Origin of the sequence: Corallococcus sp. Z5C101001, assembly GCF_007352635.1 — a bacterium.
GTDB classification, from domain to species: domain Bacteria; phylum Myxococcota; class Myxococcia; order Myxococcales; family Myxococcaceae; genus Corallococcus; species Corallococcus silvisoli.
The window spans coordinates 181,255-207,233 of sequence record NZ_VKLU01000015.1 but is presented as its reverse complement, the minus strand read 5'-3'; the positions used below and the strand labels follow the sequence as shown (position 1 = coordinate 207,233).

Genomic DNA, 25,979 nt, shown 5'->3' with positions numbered 1-25,979 from the left:
CCCCCGGGAAGGCCTGCTAGGGTCACGGCCCCTATGCGAACCCTCGTCGGACTGACGGCATCGGGCTGGACGGAGAAGGCCCGGTGGGCGTTGGACCACCACCGCGTCGCCTACCGCTTCCAGGACTACGTCCCCCTCCTCCAGGAGCGCTGGCTGCGCAAGCAGGTGCCGCCCGGCGTGAAGGGCACGGTGCCGCTGCTCGTCGACCCGCCCGGCGCGGCCACGCAGGGCTCGTTCGCCATCGCGAAGCGCGCCGAGGAGCTGGGGCAGGGCCGCCCGCTCTTCCCCGCGGAGCACGTCGCGGCCATCACGCGGTGGAACGACACCAGCGAGCAGGTGCTGGACACGGCGCGCGTCTACGCGATGCCGCGCATGCTCGCGAACTCCCGTGCCCAGGCGGAATCGCTGCCCAAGTTCCTTCCCCTCTGGCTGCGCCAGCTGAGCGCGCCGTCCGCGCGCATGGGCATGCGCTACATCATGAAGAAGCACCAGGTGCCGGTCTCCACGGAGGAGGCCATCGAGGCCGCCGTCACCCCCGCCTACGAGCGCCTGCGCTCGGCGCTGGGCGACGGCCGCGCCTACCTGGAGGGAGACGCCTTCACCTACGCGGACATCACCGCCGCGGCGATGCTGGTGCTGCTGGGCCCGGTGGCGGACCGGCACCTGCCCATGGGCCCGGGCACGCGCGAGGTGTGGACGCACGCGGGGCTCGCCTCCCGCTTCCCGGACCTCCTCGCGTGGCGCGACGCGCTCTACGACAAGCACCGGCGCACCTGAGGCCCTCACACGGCGACGGGCCGCCTCCCATGGGGAAGCGGCCCGCCGTGTGCTGCCTGGGGTGAAGCCTGTTACGCCGTCTTCTTCACGCCCTTCGAGTTGTCCACCAGCACCTTGGCGAAGGTGAGCCCGTCGGGGCCCGCGTCCGCCTGGATGTGCTCGCCCGGGGCGAACTCGCCGCTCAGGACCTTGAGGGCGAGCGGATCCAACAGGTACTTCTGCACGGCCCGCTTCAGGGGCCGGGCGCCGTACGTGGGGTCATACCCGCGCTCCGCGAGGAGCTCCCGCGCGGCGTCCGTCAGGTCCAGCGTGAGGCGCTTGGCCTGGAGCAGCTTCTGGAGCTTCCCCAGCTGGATGTCGACGATGCGGTAGATGTCCTTGCGGCGCAGCGGCTCGAAGACGACCACCTCGTCCACGCGGTTGAGGAACTCCGGGCGGAAGTGCGCGCGCAGGGCCTCCATCACCTCGCCGCGCGTCTTGTCGTTGAGCGTGTCCGTGCCCGCCATGCCTTCCTGGATGGCCTGCGAGCCGATGTTGGACGTGAGGATGAGCACGGTGTTGCGGAAGTCCACCGTGCGGCCCTGGCTGTCCGTCACCCGGCCCTCGTCGAGGATCTGGAGCAGGATGTTGAACACGTCGTGGTGGGCCTTCTCGATTTCGTCAAAGAGGACCACCGTGTACGGCCTGCGGCGCACGGCCTCCGTGAGCTGGCCGCCCTCCTCGTAGCCCACGTAGCCCGGGGGCGCGCCCACCAGCCGCGACACGGCGTGCTTCTCCATGTACTCGGACATGTCGATGCGGACCATGGCCGTGTCGTCGTCGAAGAGGAACTCCGCCAGCGCCTTCGCCGTCTCCGTCTTGCCCACGCCCGTGGGGCCCAGGAAGATGAACGAGCCGATGGGCCGGTTCGGGTCCTGCAGCCCGCTGCGCGCGCGGCGCACGGCGTTGGACACGGCTTCAATGGCGCTGCGCTGCCCAATCACGCGGTCGGCGAGCCGGTCCTCCATGTGGACCAGCTTCTGCATTTCGCCTTCCAGCAGCTTGGAGACGGGGATGCCCGTCCACTTGGCCACGACAGAGGCGATGTCCTCGGAGTCCACCTCCTCCTTGAGGAACTTCTGGTTCTTCTGCAGCTCCGCCAGCTTCGCGTTCTGCGCGGCGACGTCCTTCTCCAGCGAGGGGATGACGCCGAACTTCAGCTCCGCGGCGCGGTTCAGGTCGCCCTGGCGCTCCGCCGCCGCCTGGTCGTTGCGCGCCTTCTCCTGCTTCTCCTTGAGCGTGCGCAGCGCCGCGATGGCCTTCTTCTCCTCGTCCCAGTGGGCCTTGAGCGAGTTGAACTTCTCGTTCAGGTTCGCCAGCTCCTTCTCGATGGTGGCCAGGCGCTCGCGCGAGTGCGGGTCCGTCTCCTTGCGCAGGCCCTCGCGCTCAATCTCCAGCTGCGTCACCTTGCGGCGGATGTCGTCGATCTCCGTGGGCATGGAGTCGATTTCGATGCGCAGGCGGCTGGAGGCCTCGTCCACCAGGTCGATGGCCTTGTCCGGCAGGAAGCGGTCGGAGATGTAGCGGTGGCTGAGCGTGGCCGCCGCGACGAGCGCGGAGTCCTGGATGCGCACGCCGTGGTGGACCTCGTAGCGCTCCTTGAGGCCGCGCAGGATGCTGATGGTGTCGTGCACCGACGGCTCGCCCACGAACACCGGCTGGAAGCGGCGCTCCAGCGCGGCGTCCTTCTCGATGTGCTTGCGGTACTCGTCCAGCGTCGTCGCGCCAATGCAGTGCAGCTCGCCGCGCGCGAGCGCCGGCTTGAGCATGTTGCCCGCGTCCATGGCGCCCTCGGCCTTCCCGGCACCCACGAGCGTGTGCATCTCGTCGATGAAGAGGATGATCTCCCCGGACGCGTCCGCGACCTCCTTGAGGACCGCCTTGAGGCGCTCCTCGAACTCGCCGCGGTACTTCGCGCCGGCCACCATGGCCCCCAGGTCCAGGGTGATGAGGCGCTTGTTCTTCAGGCCCTCCGGCACGTCGCCGTCCACGATGCGGCGCGCCAGCCCCTCCGCGATGGCCGTCTTGCCCACGCCCGGCTCACCGATGAGGACGGGGTTGTTCTTGGTGCGGCGGCTGAGCACCTGGATGCAGCGGCGGATCTCCTCGTCGCGGCCGATGACCGGGTCCAGCTTCCCGCTCCGCGCGGCCTCCGTGAGGTCGCGCCCGTACTTCTCCAGGGCCTGGTAGGTGGACTCCGCGTCCGCGCTGGTGACGCGCCCGGAGCCGCGGACCTCCTTGAGGCCCGCCTGCACGCGCTCGCGCGTCACGCCGGAGGACTTCATCGCCTCGCCGACCGCGCCCTTGTCCTGGGTCAGCGCCAGCAGCAGGTGTTCGGAGGAGGTGAACTCGTCCTTCAGCGCCTTGGCCTCGTCCTCGGCCTTGTCGAAGGTCTTCATCAGGCGCTGGCTGAGCATGGCGCTCTCGCCGCCCTGCATGCGCGGCAGCTTCTGGAGCGCCTCCCCCAGCCGGCCCGCGAACAGCTTCACGTCCACGCCAATCTTGCGCAGCAGGGGTTCGACGAGGCCGTCCTTCTGACCCAGCAACGCCGTGGCCAGGTGCTCCGGCTCGTAGTGGGGATTGTCGGCCCGGCGGGCCAGGGACTGACCCTCCTGGATCGCCTCCTGCGCCTTCACCGTATATTTGTCGAGTCGCATGCCTTGAACGTAAGAGCCGAGGCCCCCTTGGCAAGACGACACTGCCTGTATGCCTTGCGATTTCCCCGGAATACTTTGAGCCGCTGGAAGCAGCCGGGTATTCGTGGTGGCGCAGTTGCCAGGGGGTGGGGGGCTCGGTTATAGGCGGCGCCCATCCTCGGGGGCTTCACTCTGGACGCACACGGCGGCTATCTCGTTCGACTCGACACCTTTTCCGGGTTGGCGCTGGTGCGTCTGGCCCGGGAGGCGCTGTCGATGGACAGAGCCCCGGCCGCCACGGCGCTGCGCGTCACCATCAACCGCCGCCGCAAGGTGGTGCGGCTGGCCTTCCTGGGGCCCTTCTCCCAGGGGCGGCAGGGTGCGCATTGGTACGCGGCGCACCACGCCCTGGCCCGCCTGCTGTCCGCCGCCGCCAACGCCACCGTGCACGCCTACGTGTACGACGCGGACGAGGGCGAAGAGGTCATCGCCTACGGCAATGGCCGGCGCGTAGGGGGAGAGAAGGTGGTGTACGAGGACGCGGAGCTGCCGTGTCCCCTGGAGGAGCTGGACGACGCGGCCTTCAGCCGGCTCCAGTCCCGCTGGCCCATGGGGCACCTGGCGTACGTGTTCGGCCTCACCCGGGACGAGCTGCTGCGCATGCCCCGCGCCGCGCTGGCCCAGGTGCTGCCGCTGGAGGGCACGGCCGCCGGCCCGGAGTCCGACGCCATGGCCTCGCTGGAGGCGCTCCTGCTGGGCCCCACGTCGCCCCGCGCGGTGACGGACGCCGGCTGAAGCGGACGGCCGGCCTTCGCGCCGCGCCGCGTCACTGCTAGAGATGGAGTCGCGGCCGACTTCGCCGCCTTCAGGGCTCCTCGGTGGGCCCGTCGAGCGTGACGATGGCCGCGCGGACGCCCTCGCTGCGGAAGTACTGGGCGAGCAGGGCGAAGCCGCCGGCCACGAGCACCGTGGGGAGCACCGCGCTGGCCGTCATCAGGGACGGGACGAGCGCGTAGAGCTGTTCGGCGGCGGCCGGGTCCTTGAACTCCGGCAGGCCCTTGAGGCCCTCCACCATGGCCTGGCTGGAGTGGCGGGCCACCACGGTCCATTGGGCCCCGTCGATGGTGCGCATCAGCGCGGCGAAGATGCCCGCGCCGCCCAAGAGCTGCCGGAAGCCGTCCCGGGGCATGCCCTCCGGGGAGCGCAGCATGCGGCTGGAGGCGAAGAAGAGCAGGGTGCAGGCCACCGTCAATCCGCACAGCACCAGGGCGCGCGACTCGCGCATCGGGGACAGCGCGGACATCTGCGCCTCCACCAGGGCCTGGGTGACGGCGGGGTCCTTGCCCAAGAGGGACACGGTGGGGGGATTGTCCCGCTGGGCCTGACGGTGCGCCTCGAAGTTCATCATGACGGAGGCTTCGCTGCAGGCGAGCATCCCCGTCAGGGTGGAGAGGACCAGGCACAGCGCCGCGGCGATCCGCACGCCCCGGGGCAGCGCCCCTGGGCGGGTGACTTCAAGGGGCTTCACTTCCGGGTCGCCTCCACGTAGCGCAGGCGCAGGTCGGACAGGAGATTGTCCACCAGCTTCTCCTCCTCGGCGGTGAGGTTTCCGCGCGTCTTCTCGCGGAGCATCGCCAGGAGGTCCAGGTTCTGCCGGGCCGACGGCAGGTCCTTCTCCATGCGGCCCGTCTCCGGGTTCGGCGCCCCCCCCAGGTGGATGAGGACGGCGGAACCCAGGCCGACGATGAAGGTGCTGAACGACAGGGACTCCTCGGAGGCGGGGCTCGCTTCCCCCGTCATCACGAAGGTCTCACCCCGCTTCTCCGAAGGGCTCATTCGGACGCCTTGTCCTCTTCCTCGGCGTCGTCGTCCGCGTCGTCTTCCGCGTCGTCGTCGTCGTCGATGTCGTCGTCGTCCTCGTCATCCTCTTCGTCGTCGAACTCATCGCCCATCAGCGTTTCGATGGGGACGGCCTTGTCGGCCACGTCCGGCAGCTCCTCGAGGTGCTTCTTGTAGGCTTCCTCGTCCACCTGGCCGCCGCGCTGGTAGCGATCCGCGGTCCGCTTGTCGAGGTGCTTCGGGTTGATGCCATCCGCCATGATTCAAATCCTCGGAATTGCTTGGAAAACAGCGCGGCACCTTATAGCAGGAGGGGCGCCTGTCAACGCCGCTGTCCCGGGCACCTGGAACCGATGAACGTCTCGCCCCGCCCCCCGCTTCCCCAAGGCCCCTACCTGCTGTGCGATGACAGCGTCCGTCCGGAGCTGTCCCTGGTGGACAAGGCCGAGCGCCTGCTCCTGGGGGGCGCCCGCATCCTCCAGCTTCGCATGAAACACACCCCGCCCCGAGAGGCGCTGGCCGCGGCGCGCGCGGTGGTGGCCCGCTGCCGACAGGCGGGCGCCCTCTGTCTGCTCAACGACCGGGTGGACCTGGCGCTCCTGTCCGACGCGCACGGGGTGCACGTGGGGGACGAGGACCTGCCCCCGGAGGCGGCGCGAGAGCTGTTGGGCCCCGGCCGGTGGGTGGGGGTCACCGCGCGGGGGGCGGAAGGGGCCCGGGTGGCCCGGGCGGCCGGGGCGGACTACGTGGGCGTGGGGCCCCTGTTCGGCACCACCACGAAGGTGGTCCAGGCGCCGGTGCTGGGGCTGGAGGCGTTCGCCCGGGTGGTGGCGGAGAGCCCGCTGCCGGTGGTGGGCATTGGCGGGGTGGGCCTTGGGAACATCGCCCAGGTCGCCGCGACGGGGGCGCATGGCGCGGCGGTGGTGTCCGACGCGCTGCTCGCCCAGGACATCGCCGAGCAGGTGCGGCGGCTGACGGCCGCGTTTGACAGGGGCGCACGGGGGACTAGCCTCGATGCAGGGCACTGACGCCACCATGAACCATCCCCCTTCGCGCCATCACGGGACGACGCCGCGCCGTCCCAACATCGGCCTCAGCCCGGACTGGGTCCAGCCGGCCGACTCGGCCTTCCCCCGCTACGAGCTGAAGGTGCCCTACGCGGAGGCGGTGCTGCGCGCGGGGGGCCTGCCCTTCGTGTTGCCCTACACGGACGACGCTTCGTGCGTGGACGCCTACCTGGAGCGGGTGTCGGGGCTGGTGGTGACGGGCGGCGCGTTCGACATCCCCCCGTCCGCGTACGGGGAGGAGGCGCGCGACGGCATGGGGCCGCTGAAGGAGGGGAGGACCGCCTTCGAGGCCCAGCTCATCCGGGGGGCGCTCAAGCGCAACCTGCCGGTGCTGGGCGTGTGCGGCGGCATGCAGCTGCTCGCCGTGGTGCTGGGCGGCACGCTGTTCCAGGACATCCTGCGCGAGGTGCCGGGCGCGCGCGACCACGAGCAGAAGCACGACCGCACCCAGCCGCAGCACCCGGTGGAGGTGAAGAACGGCACGCTGCTGGCGGAGGCCGTGGGGCACGGGCAGCTGATGGTGAACTCCACGCACCACCAGGCGGTGAACAAGCCGGGCACGGACGTGACAGTGAGCGCGCTGTCGCCGGACGGCGTGGTGGAGGCCATCGAGTCCACCGCGCATGCGTTCGCGCTGGGCGTGCAATGGCACCCGGAGCTGATGCTGGGCACCATCCCGGTGCACCTGGGCGTCTACAAGGCGCTGGTGCAGAAGGCACGAGAGCACCGGAGGTGAGGCCGCGCGTCCTGCTGCTGGCGGGCCTGGAGCCCACGGGCAGGGCGGGGCTCCTGGCGGACGTCGCCGCGGTACGGGCGCGCGGAGGCGACGCGGTGGCGGTGCCCACGGCGCAGACCGCGCAGGGCACGCACACCTTCGCCGTGGTGCCGGCGTCTCCGCGCATGCTGGCCGCGCAGGTGACCGCCGCGCGCGAGTGGGGACCCGTGCACGCGGTGAAGTGGGGCGTGGTGCCCGGCCCGTCGCAGCTCTCCGCGGCGCGGGCGGCGCTCAAGGGCGCGGACGCGTGGTGGGTGGTGGATCCGGTGGTGCGCTCGTCGCGCGGACAGGCCCTGTCGCGCCTGTCGCCCCGGCACTACCTGGCGCTGACGGGCCCGCGCGTGCTGGTGACGCCCAACCTGGAGGAGGCCGCGTGGCTGCTGGGCCGGCCGGCGCTGGGCACGGTGGAGGAGGCCCAGGCGGCGGCGGAGGCCCTCTGTCAGCGCGGCTTCGGCGCGGTGCTGGTGAAGGGCGGGCACCTGCCAGAAGGGCAGGGCCTGGCGGACGTGCTGGCGTACTCCGGGCGCACGGTGGTGATGCGGGGGCGCAGGCTGAAGCGGCCCCCGGAGCGCCGGGGCACGGGCTGCCGGCTGGCGTCCGCGCTGGCGGCGGAGCTGGGCCGGGGCTCGGGGCCTGAAGCCGCGGTGCGCGCGGCCCGGGAGCACGTCACGCGCTACCTGCGCACCGGCCGGGACTGACGCGCGCGGGCCCGGACGTCCCCGCCTGGGGGTTACTCGCTCCGGGCGCGGCTCTCGAAGCGGGTGTACTCCGCCAGGAACACCAGCTCCACGGAGCCAATGGGGCCGTTGCGCTGCTTGGCGACGATGAGCTCCACGGGGATGACGGTGTTGCTCTGGCCTCCGCCGCCTCCACCCCCGCCGCCTCCTCCTCCTCCTCCGCCTTCGCCGCCCTCTTCCTCCTGCTCGCGGTGGATGAACATCACCACGTCGGCGTCCTGTTCGATGGAGCCGGACTCACGCAGGTCCGACAGCATGGGCTTGCCGCCCTTGCGCTCCTCCACCTTACGGCTGAGCTGGCTGAGCGCGATGATGGGCACCTCCAGTTCCTTGGCCAGCTGCTTGAGCGCGCGGGAGATCTCCGCCACTTCCAACTGGCGGCTCTCCACCTTGCCCTTCTGGTGCATCAGCTGGAGGTAGTCGATGACCAGCAGGGACAGGCGCGGATCCTTCTGCTTCACGCGCCGCGCCTTCGCGCGCAGGTCGAACGGGGACAGGCCGCCCGAGTCGTCGATGTAGATGGGCGCGTTGTAGAGCGCGCCCGCCATCTCCTGGAACTTCTCCTCGTCGTGCGGCGACAGCCGGCCGCCGCGCAGCTTCTTCATGTCCACGCGCGCCGTGGACGCGAGCAGACGCATGAGCAGCTGATCCGCGGGCATTTCCAGGCTGAAGATGCCGACCGCCTTGTTCTCCTTGAGCGCCGCGTGCACCGCGATGTTCATCGCGAAGGACGTCTTGCCGACGCCGGGGCGCGCCGCGAGGATGATGAGCTCGCCGGCGTGCAGGCCGGTCAGCTGCATGTCCAGGTCGATGTAGCCCGTGGACAGACCGGTCACGCCCGTGGACGCGGTCTTCATCTTGTCCAAGAGGTCGAGCGTCTGCTCCATCAGCTCGCTGACCGGCCGCAGGTCGCCTTCGCGCTTCTTCTCCGCGAGGAGGAAGACCTTGCGCTCGGCCTCGTCGAGCAGGACCTCCAGCTCTCCGGTCTCCTGGCTGGCGAGGTCCTGGATCTCCCGGCCCACGTTGGCCAGGCGCCGGCGCAGCGCCTGGTCCTTGACGATGTGGGCGTACTGCACGGCGTTGGCCGCCAGCGGGACGACCTGGTCCAGGCCCATCAGGTAGGCGGGACCGCCCACCGCGACGAGCTGCCCGAGGATCTTCAGCTCCTCCGCGAGCGTCAGGTGGTCGACCTGCTTGCTCTGCGCGTCCAGCCGCATCATCGCGGCGAAGATCTGCGAATGGGAGGGACTGGCGAAGTCGTCGGCGTGCACGACCTCCGCCACGGGCGTGATGAGCCCGTTGTCCGCCAGCACGGCGCCGAGCACCGCGCGCTCCGCGGCGAGATCCTCGTGGACCCGCCGACCTTCCCTACCGTCCAGGACGTTCAACATGGCTGCTTGGAACCTCTACAGGCAGCGTCTGACACGTTCCAGCGAACGTCCAGTTTCCAGGCAACAACCCTGTAGCACCCGGGAGGTCGGGGTCGGATGCCGCGACCCGCCGTGGCCCACGGGGCCAGACCCCGGGTGAACCGCCGCCCGCGCGAGCGCTATTCGGCCGCGCCCCACTGCTGGAGGAAGGCCTCCCGATAGGTGCGACTCAGCACCACCGTGGAGCCGTCCTTCAGCACGAGGATGCCGTCGCCGTGCGTCCACGGCTCCAGGCGGGCCACGGCGTCCAGGTTCACCAGGTCGCCCCGGTGCACACGCACGAAGCGGGTGGGGTCCAGGCGCTCCTCCAGGGCGCGCAGCGTCCGCCGCACGAGGTGCTGCCCCTGCTCCGTGTGGAGCCGCACGTACTTGTCCTCCGAGGACAGGCGCCACACGGTGTCCAGGCGCAGCGGGACCCAGCCTTCGCCCACCTTCACCACCAGCCGCTCCAGGGGACGCTCCGGCCGTGCCTGGGCCACCGTGGCCAGCAGGGCGTCCAGCGCGGCGGCGCCACGCGTCCCCGCGCCCAGCAGCGCATGCGCCCGGTCCAGGGCCTTGGTGAAGCGGCCGGCGTCATAGGGCTTGAGCAGGTAGTCCGCCGCGTGCGCTTCGAAGGCCTGGAGCGCGAAGCGCTCGTACGCGGTGGAGAAGATGACCAGGGGACAGGCCTCCGGGCCCAGGGTCTCCAGGACCTCGAAGCCGGTGAGGCCGGGCATCTGCACGTCGAGCACCACCAGGTCCGGCCGCAGCGCTTCGATGCGCGCGAGCGCCTCCTGCCCATCCGAGGCCTCGCCCACGCAGGTGAAGCGCGCGTCCTGTTCCAGCAGCCGCCGCGCCTTCGCCCGGGCAGGTGCCTCGTCGTCCACCACCAGCACGCGGAGCACCGTCATGGGGCCTTCCTCCAGGGCTGCCACACCGTCACCCGCGCGCCGCCCTCCGGCCCCGCGCCGCGCTCCAGCCGGCCCCCGCTCGCGTGCAGCAGCCTGAGCACGCGCTCCAACTGGGAGAGCCCCACGCTGGGGCCCGCCACGGGGGAGCGTGCCCCGAAGCCGCGCCCGGTGTCCTCCACCTCCAACGCCCAGCGGTCCGCTTCGCCGCGCGCGCGGATGCGCACCTCCAGCGGGCTGCGCTGGTCCTGGTTGTGCTTCACCGCGTTCTCCACCAGCGTTTGAAGCGCGAAGCACGGCACGCGCTGGGCCTCCAGCTCCGTGTCCACCTCCCAGCGCACCTCCAGCCGGTCGCCGAAGCGCGCTCGCAGCAGCGCGACGAAGCGCTCGGTGTGCCCCCGCTCCTCCGTCAGCGTCCAGGTGGGCTCGGTGCGCTCCAGGCTCGCCCGGAGGAGCTGCCCCAGGTCGCTCAGGAGCTGATCCGTGCGCGCCAGGTCCTCGTACATCACCGCCCCGATGGTGTGCAGCGCGTTGAAGAGGAAGTGCGGGTGCAACTGCCCGGTGAGCGACTGGAGCTGCGCGGCCCGCAGCTCGCCCTCCAGCTCCGCGGCGCGCAGGGCCCGGGCCTGCCGCTCCCGCCACGCATACAGGAGCGCGATGACCGCGCAGACCAGGCCATAGGTGATCAGGTCCTTCTGGGCCTCCATGGGGAGCGCGTAGACCGGCGGGCCCAGGTCGTAGTCGCCCAGCTCCAGGAGGGCGTAGACCGCGTGCCGCAGCCCCGCCATCCCCGCGATGTGCAGCGAGGAGAAGAGGGCGAAGGCCGCCGTGTGGATGCCCACGAACCGCGCCCAGCTCCCGCGCGGCGTGGGCGCGTTGAGCACCGCCGTCATCAAGATGGGGAGCAGCAGGCCCACCGTCACCGCGCTCGTCACCTCCCAGATGAACGCCTCCTCCCAGGGGCCGGGGCGCGGCCGCATGAGCTGGGTCAGCCGCACGGCGCTGCCCTGCCACACGCCCAGGGCCAGACAGAACCCGAACACCCGCAGCGCCGTCCGCCACCGCAGCGCGGGCCAGCGCCACCGCCCGGACGGAGCTTCATCCCAAGCGCTCACCCCACGGCCTCCGGGGCCAGGACGGCCGGACGCGCGGCCCGGGCCTTCATTCCGAAGCAGGGCCGCAGCCACGACACGCGGGAGACGGTCTCGCACAACGCCAGGGTGAGGACGAACGACCCCGTGAGCACCGCGAGCAGCATCATCCAGGGACCCACGGGCAGCCGCAGGCAGGCGTAGCCCACGCAGACGATGACCGTCTGGTGGAGGATGTAGAACGGGTACGACAGCTCCTGCGCCCGGGGCAGCCACGCCGGGGATGCGCGCACGTGGTGCCGGGCGTAGGCCAGCGCCACCAGCAGGCCGCTCCAGAGCAGCAGGGTTCCCCCCAGGATCGCCGGCACCAGCGGCAGCACCGGCCACGGCCACACCAGCTCCACGACGAGCGCCGCCACCGCCAGGGCCAGCAGCCCGTGGCGCAGCTCCACCAGTCGGGCCCACACGCGAGGGCAGCGGCCCAGCAGGTGTCCGTCCAGGAACAGCAGGCCGTAGAGGAGGAAGGTGCGCGGATCATCCAGCAGCGCGTGCGTCTCCGGGAAGTCGCGCAGCAGCACCCGGGTGAGCGCCAGCGGCACGAAGAGCCAGAGCACGTTCCAGCCCCGCGACAGCCAGGCGTCCACCCATGCGAGGAACCGCTCCCCTCGCGCCGTGCGCAGCGCCGCGAAGAGGGGCAGGGCCATCAGGCAGTAGACGAACAGGTAGGCCACGAACCACAGGTGGTGCCAGCTGAGGCTGCCCGCGGGGTAGGGCACGAAGCCGAACACCGACGGGTAGAACTCCGCGTAGCTGCCCTGGAACTGCCCGCGAAACAGCCGCTCCACGTAGATCTGCGGCGGCACCACCACGAGCATGCCGAACACCAGCGGCCCCAGCAGCCGCTTCGCCCGGTCCTTCGCGAAGGCCCCCAGCGTGCGGCGGCGCAGGGCGAGCGCCGTGCCCGCGCCGGAGATGACCATCAACAACGGCATGCGCACCAGGTGCAGCACCCCCATGACGGGCTCCAGGACCGGCAGCGCCTGGGGGCTCTTGATGTGCCAGTCCCAGGTGTTGAACATCATCCCGGTGTGGAACACATGCAGCACCACGATGGCCAGCACCCGGAGCCAGTCCAGGTCGGCGTGGTGCGCGTCAACGGGGCGGGTGGATGCTGTCATGCGAAGGGGCCTCCAGGGGGTTGGCTCCGGTGAAGTACGCATGCCCGGACCCATGATTCCACGCGGATGCCGTGGGGCGGACCGGCGACGGCGCCAGCCGGACTCGCGCGCGCGTCCGCGGGGAGGCCAGACGCGAAAAGGGCCGCCCGGTTGCCCGGACGGCCCTTCCCGTGAAGCGGAGCGCTTCAGGTGATGCGGTGGACTACTCGGCCACCACTTCGACCTTGATCTTCGCCGTCACCTCGCGGTGCAGGCGCAGCTCCACGTCGTAGCTGCCCAGCGACTTGATGGGGTCGGCCAGGTGCAGCTGGCGGCGATCCACCTGCTGGCCCTGGGACGCGAGCGCCTCGGCGATGTCCAGCACCGTCACGGAGCCGAACAGCTTGTCCTGCTCACCCACCTTGCGCTTGATGGTGACCTTGACGTTGCCCAGCTTCTTGGCCTGCTCGTCGGCGGCGCCCTTCAGCTTGGCGCTCCGAGCGGTCTGCACGGCCTTCTCGTGCTCCAGCTGGCGCAGGTTCTGCTCGCTGGCCAGAACCGCCTTCTTGCGCGGCAGAAGGAAGTTGCGGCCGAAGCCGTCCTTCACCGTGACGAGCTCGCCGGACTTGCCGAGGTTGTCGATGTCCTCACGCAGAATGACCTTCATGTTCAGTCTCCTGATGCGGACCCGGCGGCTAGCCGACCACCGCGTTGTAGGGGAGGAGCGCGATGCCACGGGCGCGCTTGATGGCGACCGCCACCTCACGCTGGTGCTTCGCGCAGTTGCCGGAGATGCGGCGGGGGATGATCTTGCCGCGCTCGGTGACGAAGTACTTCAGCGTCGCCTGGTCCTTGAAGTCCACCGACGCGTTCTTCTCCGCGCAGAAGCGGCAGACCTTCTTGCGGCCGAAGCCGCGGCCGCCGCGCTTGTCGTCGTCGCCGCCCATGCCACCGCGGTCGCCGCGATCACCACCGCGGTCGCGGTCGCCACCGCGATCACCACCCCGGTCGCCACCGCGCGAACCGCCGCCGTAGCCACCGCCACCACCGGGGCCGCGGGAGGCGCCCGTGCCCTGCTTGCTATCCATGCCGTTGCTCATGAACGTTCTCGTTTCCTGGAAGGTTGGGGGAAGATCCCGTCAGGAGGCTCACGCCTCCTCGGCGGACTCCTCTTCCGAGTCGCCACCGGCGAACTCGGGGGCCTCGGACCGGAAGCCACCCTCGCGCTCGGCGGGGGCGCCCGGACGGGTCTCCTCGACGTCGCCGGCCAGCTTGAGGTCCTCGAGCACCGGACGCGTCTCGGGGTCCACCTCGTCCGCCACCTTCACGGAGATGTAGCGGGTGACCTCGTCGAGGTTGCGCAGGTTGCGCTCGATCTCCGCCACCAGCTTGCCGTCACCCAGGAAGCTCGTGTGGACGTAGATGGCGCGCGGCTGCTTGGCCACGGGGAACAGCGTCTTCTTCTTCCCCCACACCGTGAAGCGGAGGACCTTGCCGCCCTCGCGCGAAACGATGCCGCGGACGCGCTCCTTCAGCTTGTCCACGTTGTCGTCGGTGAGGTCCGGCTTGACCAGGAAGATGGTCTCGTACTCACGAAGCCGCTTGGCGGCCTGCGTCTCTGCCATGTTTCTCTCCCCTTGGGGTCGAGTGCCCCCCGGACCATCCGGGGAGCGGGGAAACGGTTGAAAGCCCTCGAAGGCCATCACCGGGGACGGGGAATCTTCGCGCGCCCGTCACCACCGCGCCTTGGCCCGCGCCGAAGCGCGGGAAGCTTTGAAAGAACATCCCCCACACGGGACGGACGAGGGGGAAGGGGCTTCTAAGAGGACCCCCCTCGCAAAGTCAAGCGGAGCCAGGGGGGCGGCCGTCCGTCCGGTGGCTCCCGGAGGTCTCGGCGCCGCTCCGGGGCTTTCTCAGGCCCGGCGGTTGTGGCGGTTCATCGCCGTGGCCAGCCCGTCGCGCACCCAGCTCTCCGCCATGTCCGCCGCCCGGGCGATGAGCTCCTCCAACTGGCGGCGCTCGCCGTCGTCGAAGTTGGACAGCACGTAGCCCGCCACGCGCTCCTTGGCGTTGGGGCCCTCCGGCTTGCCAATGCCCACCCGCACGCGGATGAAGGCGTCCTCGCCCAGGCACGTCACCATGCTCTTGAGGCCGTTGTGCCCGCCCGCGCCGCCGCCCGCCTTGAGCTGCAGCCGCCCGAAGGGCAGGTCCAGCTCGTCGTGGATGACGAGCACGTCCTGGACGGGGACCTTGTAGAAGCGCGCGGCCTCCGCGACGGAGCGGCCCGACAGGTTCATGTACGTCTGCGGCTCCACGAAGAGGATGCGCTCGCCGCCCAGCGCGCCCTGGCCCACCCGCGCCTGGAACTTGTCCTGGGTGAGCTCCGCGCGGGCGCGCGCGAGCAGCGCGTCCACCACCATGAACCCGATGTTGTGCCGGTGGCGCTCGTACTCGCGCCCGGGGTTGCCCAGCCCGCAGATGAGCTTCATGGAAGGCTCCGAGGAGGGGCCCTGGCTTCATGGCCCGGGCCCGGAAAAGACGGCGGGGCAGGCCCTGGAAGAGGCCCGCCCCGCGATGAGACAAGAAACGGCGGAAGAGGACTACTTCTTCGCCGGGGCCTTGGCCGCGGCCGCCGCGGGGGCCTTCGCGTCGCCCGCCTTCGCGTCGCCCGCCTTGGCCGCCGCAGGGGCCGCCGCGGCGGCAGCCGCCGGGGCCGCCTCCGCCGCTTCCGGCGCGGAGAGGACGGCGATGGTGTAGTTGACGTGCGTCTTCACCGACACGCCGTCGGGGAGCTTCACGTCGTTCACGTGGATGGCTTCCGCGATCTTCAGGTTGGTGACGTCCACTTCAATCTGGAGCGGGATGGCGCCGGGGAGCGCCCAGACCTCCAGGTTGCGGCGGATCTGCGTGAGCAGACCGCCGTCCGCCACGCCCGCGGCCTTGCCGGTGAGGACGACGGGCAGGTTCACCTTCACCTGGTCGTTGTCGCGCACGGCGATGAAGTCCGCGTGCAGGATGTCCCGGGTGAGCGGGTCCATCTGGTAGTCCTTCAGCAGGACCTGCTGATCATTGCCGGCCAGCTTCAGCTGGATGAGCGTGTTCAGCTTGTGCGGGGTGTTGATGGCCGTGCGGATGGCCTTCGGGTCCACGGAGATGTGCAGCGGCGCCTTCAGGTGCTTGCCGTAGACGACCGCGGGAACCTGACCCGAGGCGCGCAGGCGGCGGGCAACGCCCTTGCCGGAACCTTCACGCGCCTTGGCTTCGAGGGAGCTCTTGTCGGTGGCCATGGAGAATCTCTCTTTTCAGTGGGGACTGCGGTGTCACCGGCCCGTCGGGCATCCTCGGCATCCCACCCCCATGGTGGGCCCCGAAGACGATGCCCGGGCCTGCGAAGCCCGTGGAACCGGTGGAGGGGGCCGGACATGCCAGCCCCCGGGGTGTGCCGTCAAGCCGCCCGGCGAACGGGCGGCCCCGCCGCTAGACGAACAGCGAGCTCAGCGAGTCCGCGCGGTGGATGCGCGCGATGGCCTCGCCGAAGAGGGCGTCGGTCTGGAGGGCGCGGATCTTCGGGCAGGCCTTCGCGGCGGGCGCCAGCGGCACCGTGTCCGTGAAGACGACCTCCTCCAGCACGGAGTCGGTGATGCGCTGGATGGCCGGGCCGGACAGGATGGGGTGCACGGCGTAGGCGAGCACCCGGCGCGCGCCCTTGTCCTTCAGCGCGGCGGCCGCCTGGGCGAGCGTGCCCGCGGTGTCCACCATGTCGTCCACCAGGATGGCGTCCTTGCCCTTCACGTCGCCAATGAGGTTCATCACCTCCGACGCGTTGGGGCGCGGCCGGCGCTTGTCGATGATGGCCAGCCCCGTGTTCAGCCGCTTGGAGTAGGCGCGCGCGCGCTCCACGCCCCCCGCGTCCGGGCTCACGATGACGACGTCGTTGGGCTCCGGGAAGCGCTTGCGCATGTCCTCCAGGAACACCGGCGAACCGTAGAGGTGGTCCGAGGGCATGTTGAAGAAGCCCTGGATCTGCCCAGCGTGCATGTCCATGGACACCACCCGGTTGACCCCCGCGACCTCCAGCAGGTCCGCCACCAGCTTGGCGGTGATGGGCGTGCGGGCCGCCACCTTCCGGTCCTGCCGCGCGTACCCGTAGTACGGCATCACGGCGGTGATGGAGCCAGCGCTCGCCCGCTTGAGGGCGTCGCACATGATCAACAGCTCCATCAGGTGATGGTTCGTCGGAGGGCAGGTGGACTGGACGATGAACACGTCCTGTCCCCGTACGTTCTCGCCGATCTCGACGTGGATCTCCCCGTCGGAGAAGGAGTCCACCGTCGCCTTGCCCAACGGGCGCTGGAGGTACTCGCAGATGCGCTGCGCCAACGCCGGGTTGGAGTTCCCGGCGAACACCTTGAAGTCACGCGGCTGCTGCATGGGGGCGCTGACTAACCCGTGCGAGCCTCGAAGGGAAGATCGTTAGTCGAGTTCCGCTGCCACCGGGCCGAGCGTCCCGCTCTGCGCCTGGTGAAGGTGTTTCTCGTACTCAATGAGGATGACCCGCTCCATCTGGCTGCGGGTGTCCGCGTTCAGCGGATGGGCGATGTCCTTGTACGTCCCGTCCTTCCGCTTTTTCGCGGGCATCGCGATGAAAAGCCCGGTGGAGCCGTGGATCACCTTCAAGTCGCGCACGACGAAGCAGTGATCCAAGGTGATGGTGACGTACGCCTTGAGCTTATCCTCTTCGACCGGAAACACCCGGACGTCGGTGATGTTCATGGTCCCCCCCCGAACCTGGAAGGCCGGAGCTACGGGGAAGCCTGGGACAGACCGACGGTGAAAAGCAAGCACCCCCTACCTGATGCACCGGGTGACCGTTCACTGGCCACCCTGCCGCTATGCCCCGGAGGGCCAATGACTCACCAGGTGGGCAAGGAACGCCAGATGGTAGACGACGATGATGGCGTAGACGACGGCGCCCGCGCGGATGGCGAAGCGGCTGGCCTTGAGCCGGCGGTGCAGGCACAGCAGGCACAGCCCCGCGTTCACGATGAGCAGCTTGGAGAACATGAAGAGCAGCGGTGACTGCTCGTACGCCACGCGCATCACCGGGTTGAGCTCCTCCGCCACCCCCAGCTGGAGGAAGAGCAGGGTGAAGAGCCCATCCATCAGGTTCAGCATCAGCAGCGCCACCGACGCTGGTGAGGTGTAGAAAGAAGCCCCCTGCGACCAAGTGCCTGCCTGAACCTCTTCCGCCGTCGCCGCCACGCCCGACCCCCTTGTTCCCGTCCGTGCTGCCCGGGGGAAGGGCTATACAAATCCCTTGCCAGCACTTCCGGGGTTGTCCGGGAGCAGCCGGGCAGGCGGGGGGGCCGGGGGGCTTGCCGGGCGGGAAACGAAATTGACGGGATGAAGGCCGTGGCCGAGATTGGCCCCGATTCCGCCCCTCCCCGACGAGCGTCCCTTGCATCAATTCCCCAAAGATATCGGGTGGATAGAGGTTATTTGCGGTTCGATGTTCTCCGGCAAGACGGAGGAGTTGATCCGCCGCGTCAAGCGCGCGCTGTACGGCCGGCAGAAGGTGCGGGTGTTCAAACCCCGCATCGACACCCGCTATGACGAAACGCAGGTGGTGAGCCACTCCCAGTTGAAATTGACGTCCCTGCCCATCGAGAGGGCTGAAGAAATTTTCCGACACCTGTCCCCCGACACGCAGGTGGTGGGCATTGACGAGGTGCAGTTCCTGGGCGGCGAGGTGGTGCAGGTGTGCGAGGCGCTCGCCCAGCGGGGCCTGCGCGTCATCTGCGCGGGACTGGACCAGGACTACCAGGGCCGCCCCTTCGAACCGATGCCGCAGCTGATGGCGGTGGCGGAGTACGTGACGAAGGAGCTGGCCATCTGCGCGGTCTGCGGCAATCCCGCCAACCGTTCACAGCGCATCATTGGAAGCGAGGAGCGGGTGGTGGTGGGCGCCTCGGGCGCCTACGAGCCGCGCTGCCGCAAGTGTCATGTGGCGGAACCCGCGGAGGCGAGCCCTCCCCAGACGCTGAAGCTGTTCGACTGAAAGCCCCCTTCCGCCAGACGCCGGAGCCTTCCGATGCGGGACACCCTGTACGCGAACGTACCCTTCAAGCTGAATGAGATGACCCACCACTATGGGCCGCACGTGCACCTGGTGGGGAACCCGTTCCTCCTCTCCCAGCTGGCCACGCTGTGCGCCAAGGGCACGCTCCAGCCACAGATCAACCGGCTGGTGGAGCAGCTCTACGCGGACCTGGTGAAGACGGTCATCAACGCGGAGTTCCCGCGCAAGATGGTGACGATCCCCACGCGGATGATCGACTCCACGCCCCTGGGCATCTACCAGGGCGAGGTGGTGGATCCCCAGCTGCGCGTGGTGACGGTGAACATCGCGCGGGCGGGCACGCTGCCGTCGCAGGTGACGTACGACCTGCTCAACTTCACGGTGGACCCCTCCCTGGTGCGCCAGGACCACATCATCATGAGCCGGATGATCGACGCGGCCCAGTCCGTGGTGGGGTCGGAGATTGGGGGCGCGAAGATTGGCGGGGACGTGGATGACGCGTTCGTGCTCTTCCCGGACCCCATGGGCGCCACGGGTGGCAGCCTGTCCACGGCCATCCAGCTCTACAAGACGAAGGTGCCCGGGCGGGCCCGGCGCATCATCACGCTCCACCTCATCGTCACGCCGGAGTACCTGCGCCGGATGACGACGGAGCACCCGGACGTCATCATCTACGCGCTCCGGCTGGACCGCGGCCTGTCCCCTCCGGAGGTGTTCGGCACCGCGCCGGGCCTGCTCTGGGACAAGGAGCGGGGCCTGGATGACCGGCAGTACATCGTCCCCGGCGGCGGCGGCTTCGGGGAGATCATGAACAACGCCTACGTGTAGAGAGGGAGTTCCCGGTGACGTTCCACGAGAAGGATGTCGGTGTCCTGATTTCCGAGGAGGCCGTGCAAACGCGCGTGAAGGAGCTGGGCGCGCAGATCACCCGCGACTACCAGGGCAAGGAGCTGACGCTCATCTGCGTGCTCAAGGGCTCCGCGTTCTTCGCCATCGACCTGGCGCGCGCCATCGACCTGCCGCTCACGCTGGAGTTCCTGGGCGTGTCCAGCTACCACGGCGGCACGGAGACCACGGGCGAGGTGCGCATCACCACGGACGTGTCCAAGCCCATGGCGGGCAAGCACCTGCTCATCATCGAGGACATCATCGACACGGGGCTCACCATGAGCTTCCTCCTGGAGAACCTCCAGGCGCGCCACCCCGCGTCGCTCAAGCTGTGCTCGTTGCTGGAGAAGCCCTCGCGCGCCCGGACCCAGGTGCACATCGACTACAAGGGCTTCGTCATCGACGACCACTTCGTCGTCGGGTACGGCCTGGACTACGGCGAGAAGTACCGGAACCTGCCCTTCATCGGCATCTGGAAGAACCCCTGAGCCGCCCGGGCCCCTGAATGCGCCGTGTCCCGCCTTCGCGCGGGGCCAGCGCAAGGGGCCGTTGGCTGCCTGGGCGTCCCTCCCCGAGGGGTGGGGGCCTTGAGACTCCGAGGGCCTTGTCCACGCGCCGCAGTGCGGCCGTGTCGAAGGCCCATGCATGATTCACGACAGACGGGTGCGCAGCATCTCCTTCGGACATCCATGACGCCGAGGGACGGCTTGCGCCCGTCCGGGACGGTCCCGGAAGCGCACAGCCCCTGACTGCGTGAGGAGGCTGTGCATGCAAGAGGAGAAAGTGAGGGTCGCCCGGACGGCGCCCTCGAGTGGCGATGCGATGCAGAAGTACCTGGCGGAGCTGGTGGGTACCTTCGTGCTGGTGCTCGGCGGCGTCGGGGCGGCGGTGCTGGCGGGCGACCGCATCGGCTTCCTGGGCGTGTCCTTCGCCTTCGGCCTGTCGCTGCTGGCGATGGTCTACACCATTGGCCCCATCTCCGGCTGCCACGTGAACCCCGCGGTGACGGTGGGCCTGCTGATGGCGGGCAAGTTCGACCGGCGTCATGCCGCGGGCTACATCATCGCGCAGTGCGTGGGGGCCATCCTCGCGGCGGGCCTGGTGCTGCTCATTGCGAAGGGCGCGCCGGGGGGATACTCCGCGAGCGCGCAGGGGCTGGGCAGCAACGGCTATGGGGCGGCGTCGCCCGAGGGGTACGGCGGCGGCGCGGCCTTCCTGGCGGAGGTGGCGCTCACCTTCCTGCTGGTGCTGACGGTGCTGGGGGCCACGGATTCGCGCGCGCCCGTGGGCTTCGCGGGCCTGGCCATCGGTCTGGTGCTGACGCTCATCCACCTGGTGGGCATCCCCATCACCAACACCTCGGTGAACCCCGCCCGCAGCCTGGGCCCGGCCCTCTTCGCGGGAGGCGCCGCGTTGGGGCAGTTGTGGATGTTCATCATCGCGCCCCTCTTGGGCGCGGCCTTCGCGTCGGCGGTGTACCGCCTGGTGAACCGCCCGGCGGTGGAGATCACCACCACGCGCGCGGAGCAGGCGACCCTGGAGGAGCGCAGGGAGCGGCTGGGCCGGCGCGACGTCGAGCACCCCGTCTAGGGCGCATCGTGGAGCGCTGAAGCACGAAGGCCGTGCCTCGCGCTGTTCTCGCGGGGCACGGCCCTTGTCTTGTCGCGGGGGAGGGGAGGCCTAGAAGGCGGCGTCGAAGACGACGTCGTTCGCGGCGCCCACGCCCACGGCCACCTGGTAGGAGGACACGCGGCGCTCGAAGAAGTTGGTGAGCTCCTGCACGTCCTGCAGGTCCATGAAGTGCAGCGGGTTCTTGGTGTGGAAGACGGGGCTCATGCCCAGCATCTGGAGGCGCTGGTCGGCCACGTACTCCAGGTAGCCGCGCATCTCCTGCACGGAGAGGCCGGCGACGCCGCCGCTCAGCAGGTCCTGGGCGAACTGCGTCTCGCACTCCACGGCCTCGCGCAGCATCTGCACCACGTCCTTCTCCAGGCCCGCGTCGAAGAGCTCCGGCTCCTCCTTGCGCGCGGTCTGGATGGCCTCGAAGGCGAAGGCCATGTGGGCGCTCTCGTCGCGGAACACCCAGTTGGTGCCCGCGGCCAGCCCGTTGAGCAGCCCCTTGCTGCGCAGGAAGTACACGTACGCGAAGGCCGCGAAGAAGAAGAGGCCTTCGATGCAGCCCGCGAAGCAGATGAGGTTCAGCAGGAACTGCTTGCGGTCCGAGCGCGAGCGCACCTGATCCAACGCCTGGATGCTGTCCATCCACTTCATGCAGAAGCGCGCCTTGCGCTGGATGGACGGGATGTTGTCCACCGCGGCGAAGGCCTTGGCGCGCTCGGCCGGGTCCGGCACGTAGCTGTCCAGCAGCGTCAGGTAGAACTGGACGTGCAGGGCCTCCTCGTAGAGCTGGCGCGACAGGTACATGCGCGCTTCGGGCGCGTTCAGGTGCTTGTAGAGGTTGAGCACCAGGTTGTTGCCGACGATGGAGTCGCCCGTGGCGAAGAAGGCCACCAGCCGGTGGATGAGGTGACGCTCCGCGTCCGTCATCTTCGAGCGCAGGTCCACCAGGTCCGTGGAGAAGTCGATCTCCTCCACGGTCCAGGTGTTCTTGATGGCGTTGCGGTACATCTCGAAGAAGACGGGATACGCCATGGGGCGCAGCGTCAGGTTCATTCCCGGGTCGAGCAGCATGGCTTCGGCGACTCCCTTACGAAGGACGGATGGGGCGGAAGGAGGGCGGGGCGCGCGGCTACTGGCACGCCTCGCACGCCTCGGGGTTCTCCAGCGAGCACGCCACGGCCTCGGCCTCCGCGGTGACGACCTGCGACACCACCGGCGCGGGCGCGGCGGCAATCGTCGGGCCGCCCTGTCCCACGGTGGCCTTGGCGATGCGGGTCGCCGGGCGCGAGCGCAGGTAGTACGTCGTCTTCAGCCCCTTCTGCCACGCGTAGAAGTACATCGAGGACAGCTTCCCGATGTTCGGCGTCTCCACGAACAGGTTGAGCGACTGGCTCTGGTCGATGAAGGCGCCCCGGTCCGCGCCCATGTCCAGCAGCGAGCGCATGGGGACCTCCCACGCGGTGCGGTAGATGGCGCGCAGCTCCTCCGGCAGCTCCGTCAGGTCCTGCACGCTGCCTTCGGCCATCTTGATGCGGTTGCGCGTGCTCTCGTTCCAGAGGCCCAGCTGCTGGAGGTCGCGCACCAGGTAGCGGTTCACCTGGAGGAAGTCGCCGGAGAGCGTCTCGCGCTTGAAGAGGTTGGACACCTGCGGCTCGATGCACTCGTAGCAGCCGGCGATGGACGCGATGGTGGCCGTGGGCGCGATGGCGATCATCAGCGAGTTGCGCAGGCCCACCTTCATGATGCGCGAGCGCAGGGCGTCCCAGCGCAGGGTGTCCTCCGGCACGATGCCCCAGCTGTCGAACTGGAGCTCGCCCTTGGCCGCGCGCGTCTCCGGGAAGGCCGGGTGCGCGCCGAACTGCTCCGCCAGGTCGGAAGAGGTGACGAGCGCCGCGTAGTAGATCTCCTCGGAGATCTTCTTGGACAGGTTGCGCGCCTCCACGGAGTCGAAGGGCAGGCGCAGCTGGAAGAAGACGTCCTGGAGGCCCATCAGGCCCAGGCCCACCGGGCGCCAGCGGCGGTTGGAGTCCGCGGCGGTGGGGATGGGGTAGTAGTTGAGGTCGATGACGCGGTCCAACTGCTTGAGCGCGAGCATCGCGTTGGAGCGCAGCAGGTCGAAGTCGAACCTCCCGTCCTTCACCATGCGGCCCAGGTTGAGCGACCCCAGGTTGCACACCGCCGTCTCACCCTGGCTCGTGACCTCCAGGATTTCGGTGCAGAGGTTGGACAGGTGGATGACGTTGCCCGGCTGGCCCGTCTGGTTGCTCTTGCGGTTGGAGATGTCCTTGAAGGTCATCCAGCCGTTGCCCGTCTGGGCCAGCACCTTCATCATCCGCGCGTACAGGTCGCGCGCCTTCACCTTGCGCACGGCCTGACCCTGCGCCTCGGCCTCCGCGTAGGCCTTCTCGAAGGCGTCGCCGAAGAGGTCGGTGAGGTGGGGCACGCCCTTCGGGTCGAAGAGGCTCCACTCCTGGTCGGCCTCCACGCGGCGCATGAACAGGTCCGGCACCCAGTTGGCCAGGTTCAGGTTGTGCGCGCGGCGGGCCTCGTCACCGGTGTTGTCGCGCAGCTCGAGGAAGTCCTCGATGTCCGCGTGCCACGTCTCCAGGTACACGCAGCACGCGCCCTTGCGCTTGCCGCCCTGGTTCACCGCCGCCACGGACGCGTCCAGCGTCTTGAGCCACGGGACGATGCCGTTGGAGTGGCCGTTGGTGGACTTGATCAGCGAGCCGCGCGCGCGCACGCGGTGGTACGCCACGCCGATGCCGCCGGAGAACTTCGACAGCATCGCGATGTCCGAATACTTCTTGTAGATGGCGTCCAGCTCATCCGCCGGCGAGTCCAGCAGGAAGCAGCTGGAGAGCTGCTCGTGGCGCGTGCCGGAGTTGAACAGGGTGGGGGAGCTGGGCAGGTACTCCAGCGAGCTGAACAGGCGGTAGAGCTCGATGGCCTCGCGCGCGTTGTCGCCGGAGAGCGCGCACGCCACGCGGAGGAAGAAGTCCTGCGGCGTCTCGATGACCTCGCGGGTCTGCGGGTTCTTGAGCAGGTAGCGGTCGTAGACGGTGCGCAGGCCGAAGTACTCGAAGAGGTCGTTGCGGACCGGATCGATGGCGGCGTTGAGCTTGCGCGCGTTGGCCTGGACGAAGGTGAGCAGGCGGTCCGCGATGAGGCCGTGCTTGTGGCCCGCGGCGACGGACTGGCTGAAGGACTGGATGTCCTGGTTGCTGACCTCCTTCTGGATGAAGGTGGAGAGCAGGCGCGCGGAGAGCCGGGCGTACTCGGGCTCCTCCACGATGAGGGCCGCCGCGGTCTGGATGGACAGGCTGTCCAGCTCGCGCGTGGTGGCGCCGTCATACAGGCCGCTGATGGTCTTCGTGGCCACGCGCATCACGTCCACGCGCGACAGACCCACGCAGGACTTGCCCACCGCGCGGACGATCTTGTTCAGGTCCACCGACTCCGCCGTGCCGTTGCGCTTCTTCACCCGCATCGTGGTGGCGAAGTCGCTCACGGCCGCCGCGGCCTGCGTGGCGGGCGCCACGGTGACGGAGTCGGGGGGCGGCGAGGCAACGGCGGTCGGCTTCAAGGGCGTCTGGACGGTCACGGGCGTCTCACTTCCAAAGCAAGGCAATGGCGTAGCCATCAGGACGAATCAGACCGTCCTGGTCGGGGCGGACAGCCCCCGTTGGCATGACTTGGCGGTGTGGGGATGGGGACTGACGGGCGATCAGGGCCCGAGGGCTTGGCGACAACAGTCCGACATGTAGTGATTTGTGAGGCAAAAGTGTGTGTCGCGCAAGAAAACCACACTGCCTCCAGGTCTTGGGTGCGGCCCCCCGGAACCCCGGGTGACCGCTCGGCGGCCCACAAGCTATGGGGGGGCATCCAGTGTGTCAACGCTAGATCCTGTGGGCGGCTGCCTGAACCGTCGGATCGATGCTTGCAATCTATGATCACGTACGGGGACGGTTTTCGACGTTTGGCGGCGGACATTTCCGTGTCACGAAAGGGGGGTCCAGCCGCGTGTTTTTCATGGGGTCATCCAACCCCTCAAGATCAGGGCAGGGGCCCCGCATCGGGGGTTGGGCCGGCCGCCGGGGGCTGCGCCGCGGTGTCACCGGAGGGTGACGAGGGGCGCTGCGGGGGGGCGGGTGCTACAGGGCTGTTGTCCGGGGCGCTGTCGGTATGGACGGCGCGGCGCAGGGCCTCTTCCAGGTCGCGGGCGGAGGGGCCCACGGTGGTGAGCATCTGGTTGGCGGCGCGCGCGTGGCGGTTCTCGGTCTCCGAGGCGAGCTTGAGCTGGGCGAGCCCCTCGGACACGAGGCGGCGGGCGTCCTCCAGCTTCTGGCGGGCCTGGTAGAAGGCGACGTCGGTGAGCATGGACTGGAGGCTGCGGCGCTGCTCTTCGGTGATGCCGGAGAGCTTCTCCGCGCGGCGCAGGTAATAGAGGCCGCGCTCCACCTTGGCGGGCTCGCCGGAGGCGATGCGCGGGCGGGCCAGGGTCTCCAGGAGGGGGAAGAGGGCGCGGTCCAGGTCGTCGCGGTCGGTGAACTTCTGCTGCGTCAGCAGGGTGACGTCCTGGCCTTCCAGGGGAATGGGGGCATAGGCGTCCGCGAGGCGCGGGTCGCCGGGGCGGTAGGCGGCGGCCCCGGTGGGCAGGGCGCGGCCCTTCATCACCGCGAGCTCGCCGTTCTCCTGCACGACGGTGAACGTGCGCGCGTTGAGCTGGCCCAGGAGGAAGACGACGCCGCCGCCCAGGCCGAGGATGACGAGGAAGACGAGCAGGCGGGTGAAGGTGCGGCGGGCCCGGTAGCCGAATCCCTGCGGTGAATGGGTGGTCATGTCGCCTGCCCTCCGGTCGGACGGGCGGTGCGCCCGTCCTGGTTGCTGGCCCTTAACTTGGGGCCTCCTGGGGCGACGGTATACTCCCGTGCCCGGAACAGACTCTTGCAATCCA

The 25,979-nt window shown here is 69.6% G+C and carries 28 protein-coding genes; 9 read left to right on the top strand and 19 right to left on the bottom strand.

The window, feature by feature from the left end; translation table 11 throughout:
• Window positions 1-33 precede the first annotated feature (33 nt).
• On the top strand, window positions 34-777 hold the full coding sequence (locus FOF48_RS30530) for a glutathione S-transferase family protein (protein WP_143907407.1): 744 nt from the start codon (window positions 34-36) through the stop codon (window positions 775-777).
• A 71-nt stretch (window positions 778-848) separates the two neighbouring features.
• Here the strand turns inward: FOF48_RS30530 and clpB are convergent, their stop codons facing one another.
• Window positions 849-3,473 (bottom strand): ATP-dependent chaperone ClpB, encoded by a 2,625-nt coding sequence (gene clpB / locus FOF48_RS30525; protein ID WP_143907406.1) that lies wholly within the window; start codon window positions 3,471-3,473, stop codon window positions 849-851.
• 255 nt (window positions 3,474-3,728) lie between these two features.
• Between clpB and FOF48_RS30520 the strand changes: the two genes are divergently transcribed.
• Window positions 3,729-4,247 carry a hypothetical protein gene (locus tag FOF48_RS30520; protein ID WP_186002134.1) on the top strand — a complete coding sequence of 173 codons (519 nt, stop codon included), beginning with the start codon at window positions 3,729-3,731 and terminating at the stop codon, window positions 4,245-4,247.
• Between the two features lie 70 nt (window positions 4,248-4,317).
• Here FOF48_RS30520 and FOF48_RS30515 read toward each other — a convergent pair whose 3' ends face one another.
• From FOF48_RS30515 to FOF48_RS30505, 3 genes are read right to left on the bottom strand one after another with little or no spacing between them, the layout of a single operon-like run.
• Window positions 4,318-4,980 carry a hypothetical protein gene (locus tag FOF48_RS30515; protein ID WP_186002133.1) on the bottom strand — a complete coding sequence of 221 codons (663 nt, stop codon included), beginning with the start codon at window positions 4,978-4,980 and terminating at the stop codon, window positions 4,318-4,320.
• Window positions 4,977-5,288: a DUF1844 domain-containing protein gene (locus FOF48_RS30510; RefSeq protein WP_143907404.1), complete on the bottom strand. Its 312-nt coding sequence runs from the start codon at window positions 5,286-5,288 to the stop codon at window positions 4,977-4,979. The genes FOF48_RS30515 and FOF48_RS30510 overlap by 4 nt, the downstream gene beginning before the upstream one ends.
• The gene (locus FOF48_RS30505; RefSeq protein ID WP_143907402.1) at window positions 5,285-5,551 is read right to left on the bottom strand and encodes a hypothetical protein; all 267 of its coding nucleotides are present in this window, start codon (window positions 5,549-5,551) and stop codon (window positions 5,285-5,287) included. Before FOF48_RS30505 ends, FOF48_RS30510 begins: the two co-directional genes overlap by 4 nt.
• A 93-nt stretch (window positions 5,552-5,644) precedes the next feature.
• On the opposite strand from FOF48_RS30505, the gene thiE reads away from it, so the two are divergent.
• From thiE to FOF48_RS30490, 3 genes are read left to right on the top strand one after another with little or no spacing between them, the layout of a single operon-like run.
• Window positions 5,645-6,319 (top strand): thiamine phosphate synthase, encoded by a 675-nt coding sequence (gene thiE, locus FOF48_RS30500; protein WP_143907400.1) that lies wholly within the window; start codon window positions 5,645-5,647, stop codon window positions 6,317-6,319.
• 7 nt (window positions 6,320-6,326) lie between these two features.
• Window positions 6,327-7,094, top strand: a complete 768-nt coding sequence (locus tag FOF48_RS30495; protein WP_143907398.1) for a gamma-glutamyl-gamma-aminobutyrate hydrolase family protein — start codon at window positions 6,327-6,329, stop codon at window positions 7,092-7,094.
• Window positions 7,091-7,831, top strand: coding sequence for a bifunctional hydroxymethylpyrimidine kinase/phosphomethylpyrimidine kinase (locus FOF48_RS30490; RefSeq protein ID WP_143907396.1), 741 nt, complete (start codon window positions 7,091-7,093; stop codon window positions 7,829-7,831). The genes FOF48_RS30495 and FOF48_RS30490 overlap by 4 nt, the downstream gene beginning before the upstream one ends.
• A gap of 32 nt (window positions 7,832-7,863) precedes the next feature.
• Here the strand turns inward: FOF48_RS30490 and dnaB are convergent, their stop codons facing one another.
• From dnaB to FOF48_RS30430, 12 genes are all read right to left on the bottom strand, one after another.
• The gene (dnaB, locus tag FOF48_RS30485) at window positions 7,864-9,261 is read right to left on the bottom strand and encodes a replicative DNA helicase (protein ID WP_143907394.1); all 1,398 of its coding nucleotides are present in this window, start codon (window positions 9,259-9,261) and stop codon (window positions 7,864-7,866) included.
• A gap of 158 nt (window positions 9,262-9,419) precedes the next feature.
• Entirely contained in the window at window positions 9,420-10,190 is a 771-nt protein-coding gene (locus FOF48_RS30480; protein ID WP_143907392.1) for a LytTR family DNA-binding domain-containing protein, read from the bottom strand.
• A complete protein-coding gene (locus tag FOF48_RS30475; protein WP_143907391.1) occupies window positions 10,187-11,302 on the bottom strand; it encodes a sensor histidine kinase in 1,116 nt (371 codons plus the stop codon). Before FOF48_RS30475 ends, FOF48_RS30480 begins: the two co-directional genes overlap by 4 nt.
• Window positions 11,299-12,456, bottom strand: coding sequence for an acyltransferase (locus FOF48_RS30470; RefSeq protein ID WP_143907389.1), 1,158 nt, complete (start codon window positions 12,454-12,456; stop codon window positions 11,299-11,301). The genes FOF48_RS30475 and FOF48_RS30470 overlap by 4 nt, the downstream gene beginning before the upstream one ends.
• A gap of 202 nt (window positions 12,457-12,658) precedes the next feature.
• Window positions 12,659-13,102, bottom strand: a complete 444-nt coding sequence (gene rplI / locus FOF48_RS30465) for a 50S ribosomal protein L9 (RefSeq protein ID WP_143907387.1) — start codon at window positions 13,100-13,102, stop codon at window positions 12,659-12,661.
• Window positions 13,103-13,130: 28 nt separating this feature from the next.
• Window positions 13,131-13,535, bottom strand: coding sequence for a 30S ribosomal protein S18 (gene rpsR / locus FOF48_RS30460; RefSeq protein WP_143907385.1), 405 nt, complete (start codon window positions 13,533-13,535; stop codon window positions 13,131-13,133).
• Window positions 13,536-13,583: 48 nt separating this feature from the next.
• On the bottom strand, window positions 13,584-14,060 hold the full coding sequence (rpsF, locus tag FOF48_RS30455; protein ID WP_143907383.1) for a 30S ribosomal protein S6: 477 nt from the start codon (window positions 14,058-14,060) through the stop codon (window positions 13,584-13,586).
• Between the two features lie 288 nt (window positions 14,061-14,348).
• Window positions 14,349-14,924 (bottom strand): aminoacyl-tRNA hydrolase, encoded by a 576-nt coding sequence (pth, locus tag FOF48_RS30450; RefSeq protein WP_143907381.1) that lies wholly within the window; start codon window positions 14,922-14,924, stop codon window positions 14,349-14,351.
• Window positions 14,925-15,035: 111 nt separating this feature from the next.
• Window positions 15,036-15,722 (bottom strand): 50S ribosomal protein L25/general stress protein Ctc, encoded by a 687-nt coding sequence (locus FOF48_RS30445; RefSeq protein WP_143907379.1) that lies wholly within the window; start codon window positions 15,720-15,722, stop codon window positions 15,036-15,038.
• A gap of 190 nt (window positions 15,723-15,912) precedes the next feature.
• On the bottom strand, window positions 15,913-16,866 hold the full coding sequence (locus FOF48_RS30440; RefSeq protein WP_143907377.1) for a ribose-phosphate pyrophosphokinase: 954 nt from the start codon (window positions 16,864-16,866) through the stop codon (window positions 15,913-15,915).
• Between the two features lie 42 nt (window positions 16,867-16,908).
• A complete protein-coding gene (gene spoVG, locus FOF48_RS30435; protein WP_120564020.1) occupies window positions 16,909-17,208 on the bottom strand; it encodes a septation regulator SpoVG in 300 nt (99 codons plus the stop codon).
• Between the two features lie 117 nt (window positions 17,209-17,325).
• Window positions 17,326-17,610 (bottom strand): DUF5658 family protein, encoded by a 285-nt coding sequence (locus FOF48_RS30430; protein ID WP_201756547.1) that lies wholly within the window; start codon window positions 17,608-17,610, stop codon window positions 17,326-17,328.
• Between the two features lie 283 nt (window positions 17,611-17,893).
• Between FOF48_RS30430 and FOF48_RS30425 the strand changes: the two genes are divergently transcribed.
• From FOF48_RS30425 to aqpZ, 4 genes are all read left to right on the top strand, one after another.
• Window positions 17,894-18,493 (top strand): thymidine kinase, encoded by a 600-nt coding sequence (locus FOF48_RS30425; protein ID WP_143907374.1) that lies wholly within the window; start codon window positions 17,894-17,896, stop codon window positions 18,491-18,493.
• 33 nt (window positions 18,494-18,526) lie between these two features.
• Window positions 18,527-19,342, top strand: a complete 816-nt coding sequence (locus tag FOF48_RS30420; protein WP_143907371.1) for a uracil phosphoribosyltransferase — start codon at window positions 18,527-18,529, stop codon at window positions 19,340-19,342.
• Window positions 19,343-19,356: 14 nt separating this feature from the next.
• Entirely contained in the window at window positions 19,357-19,890 is a 534-nt protein-coding gene (gene hpt / locus FOF48_RS30415; protein ID WP_143907369.1) for a hypoxanthine phosphoribosyltransferase, read from the top strand.
• 280 nt (window positions 19,891-20,170) lie between these two features.
• Entirely contained in the window at window positions 20,171-20,992 is an 822-nt protein-coding gene (gene aqpZ, locus FOF48_RS30410; RefSeq protein ID WP_143907368.1) for an aquaporin Z, read from the top strand.
• A gap of 90 nt (window positions 20,993-21,082) precedes the next feature.
• Here the strand turns inward: aqpZ and FOF48_RS30405 are convergent, their stop codons facing one another.
• The 3 genes from FOF48_RS30405 to FOF48_RS30395 form a co-directional block, all read right to left on the bottom strand.
• Window positions 21,083-22,093, bottom strand: coding sequence for a ribonucleotide-diphosphate reductase subunit beta (locus tag FOF48_RS30405; protein ID WP_143907366.1), 1,011 nt, complete (start codon window positions 22,091-22,093; stop codon window positions 21,083-21,085).
• A gap of 58 nt (window positions 22,094-22,151) precedes the next feature.
• On the bottom strand, window positions 22,152-24,665 hold the full coding sequence (locus FOF48_RS30400; protein WP_370456614.1) for a ribonucleoside-diphosphate reductase subunit alpha: 2,514 nt from the start codon (window positions 24,663-24,665) through the stop codon (window positions 22,152-22,154).
• Between the two features lie 413 nt (window positions 24,666-25,078).
• Entirely contained in the window at window positions 25,079-25,864 is a 786-nt protein-coding gene (locus FOF48_RS30395; RefSeq protein WP_143907364.1) for an IF-2 protein, read from the bottom strand.
• Window positions 25,865-25,979 lie beyond the last annotated feature (115 nt).

Excerpts from the sequence above, each read along its gene's own strand:
- FOF48_RS30530 (WP_143907407.1), top strand. The coding sequence starts at position 34 with ATGCGAACCCTCGTCGGACTGACGGCATCGGGCTGGACGGAGAAGGCC.
- clpB (WP_143907406.1), bottom strand. The coding sequence starts at position 3,473 with ATGCGACTCGACAAATATACGGTGAAGGCGCAGGAGGCGATCCAGGAG.
- FOF48_RS30520 (WP_186002134.1), top strand. The coding sequence starts at position 3,729 with ATGGACAGAGCCCCGGCCGCCACGGCGCTGCGCGTCACCATCAACCGC.
- FOF48_RS30510 (WP_143907404.1), bottom strand. The coding sequence starts at position 5,288 with ATGAGCCCTTCGGAGAAGCGGGGTGAGACCTTCGTGATGACGGGGGAA.
- FOF48_RS30505 (WP_143907402.1), bottom strand. The coding sequence starts at position 5,551 with ATGGCGGATGGCATCAACCCGAAGCACCTCGACAAGCGGACCGCGGAT.
- thiE (WP_143907400.1), top strand. The coding sequence starts at position 5,645 with ATGAACGTCTCGCCCCGCCCCCCGCTTCCCCAAGGCCCCTACCTGCTG.
- FOF48_RS30495 (WP_143907398.1), top strand. The coding sequence starts at position 6,327 with ATGAACCATCCCCCTTCGCGCCATCACGGGACGACGCCGCGCCGTCCC.
- dnaB (WP_143907394.1), bottom strand. The coding sequence starts at position 9,261 with ATGTTGAACGTCCTGGACGGTAGGGAAGGTCGGCGGGTCCACGAGGAT.
- FOF48_RS30480 (WP_143907392.1), bottom strand. The coding sequence starts at position 10,190 with ATGACGGTGCTCCGCGTGCTGGTGGTGGACGACGAGGCACCTGCCCGG.
- FOF48_RS30470 (WP_143907389.1), bottom strand. The coding sequence starts at position 12,456 with ATGACAGCATCCACCCGCCCCGTTGACGCGCACCACGCCGACCTGGAC.
- rplI (WP_143907387.1), bottom strand. The coding sequence starts at position 13,102 with ATGAAGGTCATTCTGCGTGAGGACATCGACAACCTCGGCAAGTCCGGC.
- rpsR (WP_143907385.1), bottom strand. The coding sequence starts at position 13,535 with ATGAGCAACGGCATGGATAGCAAGCAGGGCACGGGCGCCTCCCGCGGC.
- rpsF (WP_143907383.1), bottom strand. The coding sequence starts at position 14,060 with ATGGCAGAGACGCAGGCCGCCAAGCGGCTTCGTGAGTACGAGACCATC.
- pth (WP_143907381.1), bottom strand. The coding sequence starts at position 14,924 with ATGAAGCTCATCTGCGGGCTGGGCAACCCCGGGCGCGAGTACGAGCGC.
- FOF48_RS30445 (WP_143907379.1), bottom strand. The coding sequence starts at position 15,722 with ATGGCCACCGACAAGAGCTCCCTCGAAGCCAAGGCGCGTGAAGGTTCC.
- FOF48_RS30440 (WP_143907377.1), bottom strand. The coding sequence starts at position 16,866 with ATGCAGCAGCCGCGTGACTTCAAGGTGTTCGCCGGGAACTCCAACCCG.
- spoVG (WP_120564020.1), bottom strand. The coding sequence starts at position 17,208 with ATGAACATCACCGACGTCCGGGTGTTTCCGGTCGAAGAGGATAAGCTC.
- FOF48_RS30430 (WP_201756547.1), bottom strand. The coding sequence starts at position 17,610 with ATGCTGAACCTGATGGATGGGCTCTTCACCCTGCTCTTCCTCCAGCTG.
- FOF48_RS30420 (WP_143907371.1), top strand. The coding sequence starts at position 18,527 with ATGCGGGACACCCTGTACGCGAACGTACCCTTCAAGCTGAATGAGATG.
- aqpZ (WP_143907368.1), top strand. The coding sequence starts at position 20,171 with ATGCAAGAGGAGAAAGTGAGGGTCGCCCGGACGGCGCCCTCGAGTGGC.
- FOF48_RS30405 (WP_143907366.1), bottom strand. The coding sequence starts at position 22,093 with ATGCTGCTCGACCCGGGAATGAACCTGACGCTGCGCCCCATGGCGTAT.
- FOF48_RS30400 (WP_370456614.1), bottom strand. The coding sequence starts at position 24,665 with ATGGCTACGCCATTGCCTTGCTTTGGAAGTGAGACGCCCGTGACCGTC.
- FOF48_RS30395 (WP_143907364.1), bottom strand. The coding sequence starts at position 25,864 with ATGACCACCCATTCACCGCAGGGATTCGGCTACCGGGCCCGCCGCACC.